3 protein-coding genes are annotated in these 5,698 nt (G+C 69.4%); 2 read left to right on the top strand and 1 reads right to left on the bottom strand.

The features are described 5' to 3' along the window. The first annotated feature begins 260 nt into the window (after positions 1-260). Together dnaE and EYA84_RS24755 are read left to right on the top strand one after the other, a co-directional pair. Entirely contained in the window at positions 261-3,794 is a 3,534-nt protein-coding gene (gene dnaE, locus EYA84_RS24760; protein ID WP_131055822.1) for a DNA polymerase III subunit alpha, read from the top strand. A 127-nt stretch (positions 3,795-3,921) separates the two neighbouring features. Then, positions 3,922-4,959 carry an aminotransferase class V-fold PLP-dependent enzyme gene (locus tag EYA84_RS24755; protein ID WP_131055820.1) on the top strand — a complete coding sequence of 346 codons (1,038 nt, stop codon included), beginning with the start codon at positions 3,922-3,924 and terminating at the stop codon, positions 4,957-4,959. A 72-nt stretch (positions 4,960-5,031) separates the two neighbouring features. On the opposite strand, the gene EYA84_RS24750 is transcribed toward EYA84_RS24755, so the two are convergent. Further along, positions 5,032-5,619 (bottom strand): hypothetical protein, encoded by a 588-nt coding sequence (locus EYA84_RS24750; protein ID WP_131055818.1) that lies wholly within the window; start codon positions 5,617-5,619, stop codon positions 5,032-5,034. Positions 5,620-5,698 lie beyond the last annotated feature (79 nt).

Here is a 5,698-nt window from a genome sequence, read left to right as displayed (position 1 = left end):
CGCCGCCGCCGCTGTGCCGCCCGTGCCTGCGTCCCCGTGACCGTGCCGTGTCGCCCTGCGGGGTGCCGTCCCGGTCTGGCCGCGCCGCTCCGTGACCGGTCGCCTGCGCCTGGTCACGCCGCCGTGGTGGGCCGGTGGACCGCGCCGGCATGATCCGCGACACCCCGGCGGACCGGGGGTGCGCGGCGCGCTGGAACGGCCTCCGGCGGCAGGGTTAGGGTTAGCCCCGACCGTCTCGATCATCCGACCCGGGGGGCTCCGTGGGCGATTCGTTCGCGCATCTGCACGTGCACACGGAGTACTCGATGCTCGACGGTGCGGCCCGCCTCAAGGACCTGTTCGCCGAGGTCAAGCGGCAGGGGATGCCGGCCGTGGCGATGACCGACCACGGCAACATGCACGGCGCGAACGACTTCTACAAGCAGGCCATGGCCGCCGGGGTCACCCCGATCCTGGGCATCGAGGCGTACGTGGCGCCGGAGTCGCGGTTCCACAAGAAGCGGGTGCGCTGGGGTCGCCCGGAGCAGAAGAGCGACGACGTCTCCGGCAGTGGCGGTTACACGCACAAGACGATCTGGGCGCGCAACAAGACCGGCCTGCACAACCTCTTCACGCTGACCAGCAAGGCGTACACCGAGGGCTACTTCGTCAAGTGGCCCCGGATGGACGCCGAGCTGCTGGCCGAGTGCGCCGACGGCCTGATGGCGACCACCGGCTGCCCCTCCGGCGAGGTGCAGACCCGGCTGCGGCTCGGCCACGACGCGCAGGCCCTTGAGGCCGCCGCGAAGTACCAGGACATCTTCGGCAAGGAGAACTACTTCCTGGAGCTGATGGACCACGGCCTGGACATCGAGAAGAGGGTCCGGGACGGGCTGGTCGAGATCGGTCGCAAGCTGGGCATCCCGCCGGTGGTCACCAACGACTCGCACTACACGCACGAGGCGCAGTCCGAGGCGCACGACGTGCTGCTCTGTGTGCAGACCGGCAGCAACGTCGCCGACCCGAACCGGTTCAAGTTCGGCGGCAGCGGCTACTACATCAAGTCCGCCGACGAGATGCGCGGTGTGGACGGCTCCGACGTCTGGCTGGAGGGCTGCCGCAACACGCTGCTGGTGGCCGAGCGGGTCGACCCGACCGGGATGTTCGAGTTCCACAACCTGATGCCGCGCTTCCCGGTGCCCGAGGGCGAGACCGAGGAGTCCTGGTTCCGCAAGGAGACCTTCGTCGGCCTGGCCCGCCGCTACCCGCAGGGCATCCCCGAGGGCCACGTCGTGCAGGCCGAGTACGAGCTGGGCGTCATCATCCAGATGGGCTTCCCGTCGTACTTCCTCGTGGTCGCCGACTTCATCCAGTGGGCCAAGAACCAGGGCATCGCGGTCGGCCCCGGCCGGGGCTCGGCGGCCGGGTCGCTGGTCGCGTACGCGCTGGGCATCACCGACCTGGACCCGATCCCGCACGGGCTGATCTTCGAGCGGTTCCTCAACCCCGAGCGCGTCTCCATGCCGGATGTCGACATCGACTTCGACGAGCGTCGGCGCGGTGAGGTGATCAAGTACGTCACCGACAAGTGGGGCGAGGACAAGGTGGCGCAGATCGCCACCTTCGGCACGATCAAGGCGAAGGCCGCGATCAAGGACTCGGCGCGGGTGCTCGGCTACCCGTACGCGGTCGGCGACCGGATCACCAAGGCCATGCCGCCGGCCGTGATGGGCAAGGACATCCCGCTCGAAGGCATCTTCGACCCGAAGCACCCCCGGTATGCCGAGGCCGGCGAGATCCGGGGCATGTACGAGTCCGAGGCCGACGTCAAGAAGGTCATCGACACCGCCCGGGGCATCGAGGGGCTGATCCGGCAGACCGGTGTGCACGCCGCCGGTGTGATCATGTCGGCCGAGCCGATCATCGAGCACATCCCGCTGATGCGTCGGGACTCCGACGGGGTCATCATCACCCAGTTCGACTACCCGACGTGCGAGTCGCTCGGGCTGTTGAAGATGGACTTCCTCGGCCTGCGCAACCTCACCATCATCGACGACGCGGTCAAGAACATCCAGCTCAACCACGGCAAGGAACTGGATCTGCTGGGCCTGCCGCTGGACGACAAGCCCGCGTACGAGCTGCTGGCCCGGGGCGACACCCTGGGCGTGTTCCAGCTCGACGGCGGGCCGATGCGGTCGCTGCTGCGCATGATGAAGCCGGACAACTTCGAGGACATCTCCGCCGTGCTGGCGCTGTACCGCCCCGGCCCGATGGGCGTCGACTCGCACACCAACTACGCGCTGCGCAAGAACGGCCTCCAGGAGATCACCCCGATCCACCCGGAGCTGGAGGAGCCGCTGCGGGAGATCCTCGCCCCCACCTACGGCCTGATCGTCTATCAGGAGCAGGTGCAGCGCGCCGCGCAGATCCTCGCCGGCTACACGCTCGGCCAGGCCGACCTGCTGCGTCGGGCGATGGGCAAGAAGAAGAAGGAGATCCTCGACAAGGAGTTCATCCCGTTCCGGGACGGCTGCCGCGAACACGGCTACTCCGATGAGGCCATCCAGAAGGTCTGGGACGTGCTGGTCCCGTTCGCCGGGTACGCCTTCAACAAGGCGCACTCGGCCGCGTACGGGCTGGTGTCGTACTGGACGGCGTACCTGAAGGCGCACTACCCGGCCGAGTACATGGCGGCGTTGCTGACCTCCGTCGGCGACGACAAGGACAAGATGGCCATGTACCTGTCGGAGTGCCGCCGGATGGGCATCCAGGTGCTGCCGCCGGACGTGAACACCTCCGCCGGGCCGTTCACCCCGGTCGGCAAGGAGATCCGCTTCGGCCTCGGCGCGATCCGCAACGTCGGCGCCAACGTGGTGGCGGCGATCATGCGGTGCCGCGACGAGAAGGGCGAGTACGCGGACTTCTACGACTTCCTGTCCAAGGTGGACGCGGTGGTCTGCAACAAGAAGACCATCGAATCGCTGATCAAGGCCGGGGCGTTCGACTCGCTCAAGCATTCGCGCAAGGCGCTGCTCACCGTGCACGCCGACGCCATCGACGCGTACGCCGACGTCAAGCGCAAGGAGGCCGTCGGCCAGTACGACCTCTTCGGTTCGGGCTTCGGCGACACCGAGACGGCGACCACCACCACGGTCATGCCCGTCATCAGCGACGGCGAGTGGGACAAGCGCGACAAGCTCGCGTTCGAACGCGAGATGCTCGGCCTGTACGTCTCCGACCACCCGCTGTTCGGTCTGGAACACGTGCTGAACGCGGCGGCCGACTGCACCATCGCCACCCTGTCCGAGGAGGGCACCGTGCCCGACGGCGCGGTGGTCACCCTCGCCGGCATCCTCTCCGGCGTGCAGCGTCGGGTCACCAAACAGGGCCGGGCGTGGGCCTCGGCGACCCTGGAGGACCTGGCCGGTGGGGTGGAGGCGCTGTTCTTCCCGAACACCTACGAGGTGATCGGGCAGTACATCGCCGAGGACGCCATCGTGGTGGTCAAGGGCCGGATCGACCGGCGCGACGACACCCCCCGCATCATGGCGATGGACATGCAGTTGCCGGACGTCAGCAGCAACCCGGCGAGCAAACCGGTCACCCTGACGATCCCGGTCAACCGGCTCACGCCACCGCTCGCCGACCGGCTCAAGGAGACCCTGCTGCTGCATCCCGGCGACACCGAGGTGCACGTGAAGCTGCACCGCAGCGGGCGCGTCGAGACCTGGCGACTCGGCCTGTTCCGGGTCGCCGCCACCACCGCCCTGATGGGTGACCTCAAGAGCGTCCTCGGCCCCGCCAACGTGAGCTGACCCTGCTCGGCCTGCACGACACGGGTGCCGGAACGGTTCTCGGAACGCAGGCCCTTAGCGCGGGTCGGGAGCCAGGGCGCGCGGATTGGCGCTGGGGCGCGGGCGTGACCAGGGCTAACGTCGGGGCGTGGAACTGGAACAGGCACAGAAACTGTGGCAACCACAGCCCGGATGGCTGAACACCGCCAGTTACGGGCTGCCGCCGGACCCGGCGTGGGAGGCGTTGCAGGACGCGCTCGCGGCGTGGCGAGCCGGACGCGGCTCGTGGGAGGGCTGGAGCGAGACGACCGACCGGTCCCGGGCCGCGTTCGCCCAGTTGGTCGGGGTGCCGGTGGCAGACGTGTCGGTCGGCGCCGTCGTCTCCCAGATGCTGGCCCCGGTCGCCGCCGCGCTGCCCGCCGGGGCGCGGGTGGTCGTTCCCGAGGTCGAGTTCACCTCCAACCTCTTCCCGTGGCTGGTGCAGGAGGAACGGGGCGTGCAGGTTCGCACCGTACCGCTGGGCGGGCTGGTCGACGCGATCGACGACAGCACCGACCTGGTGGCGTTCAGCCTGGTGCAGTCCGCCGACGGGGCGGTGGCCGCGTACGACGAGATCGTCGCGGCGGCCCGAGCGCACGGCGCGCTCGTCGTGGTGGACGCCACCCAGGCGTGCGGCTGGCTGCCGTTCGACGCGAGCCGGGCCGACGTGGTCGTGGCCGGCGGCTACAAGTGGCTGATGGGACCGCGGGGCACCGCGTTCGCGTACCTCGATCCGGCCCTGCGGGAGCGGCTGCGGCCCGACGCCGCCGGCTGGTACGCGGGCCGCGACCCGCACGCCTCCTACTACGGGCCGCCGCTGCGGCTCGCCGACGATGCCCGCCGCTTCGACATCTCGCCGTCCTGGTTCAACTGGGTCGGCGCGGCCCCGGCGCTGGAACTGCTGCTGGAGATCGGGGTGCCGGCCGTGTACGCGCACGACGTGGCGCTGGCCAACCGGTTCCTCACCGGCTTGGGGCGACCGCCCGGCGACAGCGCGATCGTCACCGTGGAGGTGCCCGACGCGCAGCACAAGCTGGAACGGGCCGGGGTACGCGCAGCCGTCCGGGCCGGTCGGGTCCGCGCCTCCTTCCACCTCTACACCACCCCCGAGGACGTAGACCTGGCCCTCGACGCCCTGCTGTCCTGATGTAAGGAAGGGCCCCCTGTTACCGCCTGGTGTATAGCAGGGGACCCTTCCTAACGTCGTGGTGGTGTGGGGTCAGCTGTTCCAGTGTGCGGCGACGAGGTCGGCGGCCTGTTGTTCCCACTGGGCGTAGTGGTCGGGGAATGCGGAGACCTGGACGGTCTGGGCGGCGACGGTCAGCGGCATGTCCTGCCAGCCGTCGACCTGCTTGAGGCCCTTGAGGAAGGCGAGGGTGGAGTATTCGGGGTCGGTGATCTGCTCGACCGTGCCCCAACCGGAGGAGGGACGCTGCTGGAACAGTCCCTGGGAGTCGTGGTCGTTGCGGGCGCCGAGGTGGCCGAGGTTCTGCAGCTTCGACTCCTGGAACGCGGTGCCGATGGCGATGACGGCGGCGCGTTCGTCCATGTCGGCCTTCTTCGTCGCGGCGATGATGGCCTTGGCGTTGGCGATCTGCTCGTTGTCGAGGTCGATGTGGGACTGGGTGCCTTGTAGGCCGTGCGGGATGAGCGTGGTGGTGTCGGGCTTGTCGGCCTGGATGGCGGCGGCGATGGGGTTGGTCGGTGTGGTGTCGGTGGTGCTGTGGTTGAGGGGTCCGGCGGCGAGGCCGCCGGCGACGGTGAGTCCGGCGATGGCGAGGACGCTGTTGCGCAGCATGGTGTTCATGGGGGTAGCTCCATTCGGGGGTGGGACACCGCAGGGGGTGGCGGTGCCGACGCCGTCAGGCGCTGGTGGCTTTGTTGGG

Origin of the sequence: Verrucosispora sp. SN26_14.1 (assembly GCF_004307965.1) — a bacterium.
GTDB lineage: Bacteria > Actinomycetota > Actinomycetes > Mycobacteriales > Micromonosporaceae > Micromonospora.
The sequence above is the reverse complement of the archived record's forward strand: the minus strand, read 5'-3'. Positions and strand labels throughout refer to the sequence as shown.